This is a genomic window from Micrococcus sp. LASM2_SD2 (genome assembly GCF_057364565.1).
This window is the reverse complement of sequence record NZ_JBNFOB010000236.1, coordinates 1-3,476: the sequence shown is the minus strand read 5'-3', so window position 1 is coordinate 3,476 and position 3,476 is coordinate 1. Positions and strand designations below refer to the sequence as shown.

The 3,476-nt window shown below is 73.6% G+C and carries 3 protein-coding genes and 1 pseudogene; all 4 read right to left on the bottom strand.

Annotation, left to right across the window (positions count from 1 at the left end):
• A partial coding sequence (locus AC2W7A_RS10590) for a GHMP family kinase ATP-binding protein (RefSeq protein ID WP_485991320.1) occupies positions 1-442 on the bottom strand: 442 nt, incomplete at its 3' end.
• A pseudogene (thrC, locus tag AC2W7A_RS10585) lies at positions 442-1,553 on the bottom strand (threonine synthase). The gene AC2W7A_RS10590 and the pseudogene thrC, both read right to left, overlap by 1 nt.
• Before the next feature lie 7 nt (positions 1,554-1,560).
• On the bottom strand, positions 1,561-2,880 hold the full coding sequence (locus AC2W7A_RS10580) for a homoserine dehydrogenase (RefSeq protein ID WP_485991319.1): 1,320 nt from the start codon (positions 2,878-2,880) through the stop codon (positions 1,561-1,563).
• Positions 2,881-2,965: 85 nt separating this feature from the next.
• On the bottom strand, positions 2,966-3,476 hold a 511-nt coding region (locus AC2W7A_RS10575), incomplete at its 5' end, for a diaminopimelate decarboxylase family protein (protein WP_485991318.1).

Sequence of the window (3,476 nt, the reverse complement as noted above, 5' to 3'; positions counted from 1 at the left end):
GGGCCACGTTGTCCGGGTGGCCCTCGCGGCGGGCGCAGGCGTCCAGCAGTCCGGCCGCATCCAAACCGGTCCCCCGGCTCCAAAGAGCGCCTCGGCCCCCGGCCAGGGCCGCCACCACGGCGGCCGCGGACGACCCGAGCCCGCGCGAGTGCGGGATGACGTTGTGCGCCTGAAGCGCCAGTCCGGGCGCCGTGGCGCCCCGCTTGGCCAGGTGCTCCAGGGCGAGCCGCACGATCAGGTGCGTGCCGTCGTCGGGAAGGGAGTCCTCCCCCTCGCCGGTCACGCGCGCGGACGAGGGGCCGTCCGCCACGGTGAACGTCACCTCGTCCCGCCGCTCCAGGGCGAGGCCGAGGGTGTCGAAGCCCGGGCCGAGGTTGGCGGAGGTCGCCGGCACGGCGACCCGCACCGAGCGGCCGACGGGAAGCTCCCCCAGGGTCTGCATCAGGACAGCCCCAGCGCCTCGGCCACGGTGACCACGTCGACGTCGACGGTCTCCGGGGTGACGTCCGAGCCGTCGGCGGCCTTGAGGGCCCACTGCGGGTCCTTCAGGCCGTGGCCGGTGACCGTGATGACCCAGGTCTTGCCCGCGGCACGTTCCCGGCCGCGTGGTGCTTGAGCAGGCCGGCCACGCCGGCGGCGGAGGCGGGCTCCACGAACACGCCCTCCTTGGAGGACAGCCAGCGGTGCGCCTGAAGGATCTCCGCGTCCGTGACGGTGTCGATGAGGCCGCCGGAGGCGTCCCGGGCGGCGGTGGCCTGGTCCCAGGAGGCGGGGTTGCCGATGCGGATGGCGGTGGCAATGGTGTCCGGCTCCAGGATCGGGTGGCCGGCCACGATCGGTGCGGCGCCGGCGGCCTGGAAGCCCCACATCGCGGGGGTCTTCGTGGCCACGGCGGGAAGCTCCTCGTCCGAGGTGCCCGGGTGCGGGTTCACGTAGGGGCGGGAGTACTCCTGATACCCCTTCCAGTACGCGGTGATGTTGCCCGCGTTGCCGACCGGCAGCAGGTGGTAGTCCGGGGCGTCGCCGAGGAAGTCCACCACCTCGAACGCGCCGGTCTTCTGCCCCTCGATGCGTGCCGGGTTCACGGAGTTCACCAGGAACACCGGGTAGTTCTCGGACAGCTTGCGGGCCACCTCGAGGCAGTTGTCGAAGTTGCCCTGCACCTGCAGGATCTGGGCGCCGTGGGCGACCGCCTGGGACATCTTGCCCATGGAGATCTTGCCCTCCGGCACCAGCACCGCACAGGTGATGCCGGCCTGGGCCGCGTAGGCGGCCGCGGAGGCGGAGGTGTTGCCGGTGGAGGCGCAGACCACGGCCTTCGCGCCCTCGGCCACGGCGGCGGTGATGGCCATGGTCATGCCCCGGTCCTTGAAGGAGCCGGTGGGGTTCATGCCCTCGAACTTCACGTAGACGTCGCCGGAGACGAGCTCGGACAGGTGCGGGGCACGGATCAGCGGGGTGCCGCCCTCGCCCAGCGTGATGACGCGGGTGTCCTCGGTGACCGGCAGGCGGTCGACATACTCGCGGACGACGCCCTTCCACTGGTGTGCCATCAGGTGCTCACTTTCCTTCGACGCGGACGACGGAGACGACGCCGCGGACGACGTCCAGGCCGCGCAGCGCCTCGACCGTGGCGTCGAGGTCCCGCTGGCGGGCGTGGTGGGTGACGACGCGCAGCTGGGCGGCGCCCTCGGCCTCGGCGGCCGCGGAGTCCTGGCGCAGTGCCTCGATGGAGACGCCGTGGTCCTCGAAGACGGCGGCCACGCGGCGCAGCACGCCGGGGGCGTCGTCCACACTGAGGACCACCATCACGGAGGTGTGGGCCTCGGCGGCGGGTAGCGCGGTCAGGGAGGAGGTGGAGGTGCGCACCGCGCGGGCGCCGCGGACCAGGCGCTCGGCCACGGAGACCACGTCGCCCATGACGGCGGAGGCGGTCTCGGGGCCGCCGGCGCCGGGGCCGTAGAACATCAGCTCGCCGGCGTTCTCGGCCTCCACGTACACCGCGTTGTAGGCGCCGCGCACGGCGGCCAGCGGGTGCTCGCGGGGGACCATGGTGGGGTGCACGCGCAGCACGGCGCCCTCGGTGCCGTCCTCGGCGGTGCGCCGCTCGGCGATGCCCAGGAGCTTGATGACGTACCCGGCGTCCGCCGCGGCGGCGGAGTCCGCGGCGGTGATCTGGGTGATGCCCTCGCAGGAGACCTCGTCGATGCTGTAGTCCGCGCCGAAGGCCAGGGTGGCGAGGATGGCGACCTTCGCCGCGGCGTCGTGGCCCTCCACGTCCGCGGTGGGGTCCGCCTCGGCGTAGCCGAGCTCCTGGGCCTCGGCCAGGGCGTCCGCGAAGTCCGCGCCGGCGGTGTCCATGCGGTCCAGGATGAAGTTGGTGGTGCCGTTGGCGATGCCCATGACCCGGGTGACCCGGTCGCCGGAGAGGGAGTCGCGCAGCGGTCGCAGGATGGGGATGGCCCCGGCCACGGCGGCCTCGAAGGACAGCTGGGCACCGTGCTCGGCGGCGATCGCGGAGAGCTCCTCGCCGTGCTGGGCCAGCAGCGCCTTGTTGCCGGTGACCACGGCCTTGCCGTCCCGCAGCGCCTGCTCGATCAGGGTGCGCGCCGGCTCGATGCCGCCCATCAGCTCGATCACGATGTCCGCGCCGTCGATGAGCGACTCGGCGTCCGTGGTGTACAGGTCCTTCGGCAGCTCGACGTCCCGCTTGCGGTCCTTCGACCGCACGGCCACGCCGGCCAGGCGCAGCGGGGCGCCGGCCTTGGCGGCGAGCATGTCCGCGTCCTCGGTGAGGATCCGGGCGACCTGGGACCCGACGGTGCCGCCGCCGAGCAGGGCGACGGTGATGGCATCGGTGGTGGTGTGCGGCGGCGTCATGGTCCTCCTGGTGGGCGTTGCTGTGGCTGCCTGCGGCGACGGTCCCTCGGGGCGGTACGGCATACGGCCGTACGCCCGGGGCCCGTCAGCCCGCCGGGTCCTGCGGGTCGACCTCGCGGTCCAGCAGGTCCGCGACCGTCTCCCTCCGGATGATCGTGCGGGCCGCTCCCTCGGTGACCGCGACGACGGCCGGGCGGGGCAGCGCGTTGTAGTTCGATCCCATCACGTGCGTGTAGGCACCCGTGGCCGGGACGGCGAGCAGGTCGCCGCGGGCCACGTCTGACGGAAGGTACACGTCCTTCACCACGATGTCCCCGGACTCGCAGTGCTTGCCCACCACGCGAGACAGGGCGGGCGCGGCGTCCGAGGCGCGGTTGGCGCAGACGGCGGTGTAGTCGGCGTCGTAGAGCACGGGGCGCGGGTTGTCCGACATGCCGCCGTCCACGGCCACGTAGCGGCGGGCGGCGGTGGTGCCGTCCGGGGCGTCGGCGTCCACGGTCTTGGTCACGCCGACGGTGTACAGGGTCAGTCCGGCCGGGCCGGCGATGGCGCGGCCGGGCTCGATGGAGATCCGCGGGCAGGCCAGCCCGTGCTCG

Bases quoted from the DNA above. Each gene is read 5' to 3' on its own strand.
- AC2W7A_RS10580 (WP_485991319.1), bottom strand. From the start codon at position 2,880: ATGACGCCGCCGCACACCACCACCGATGCCATCACCGTCGCCCTGCTC.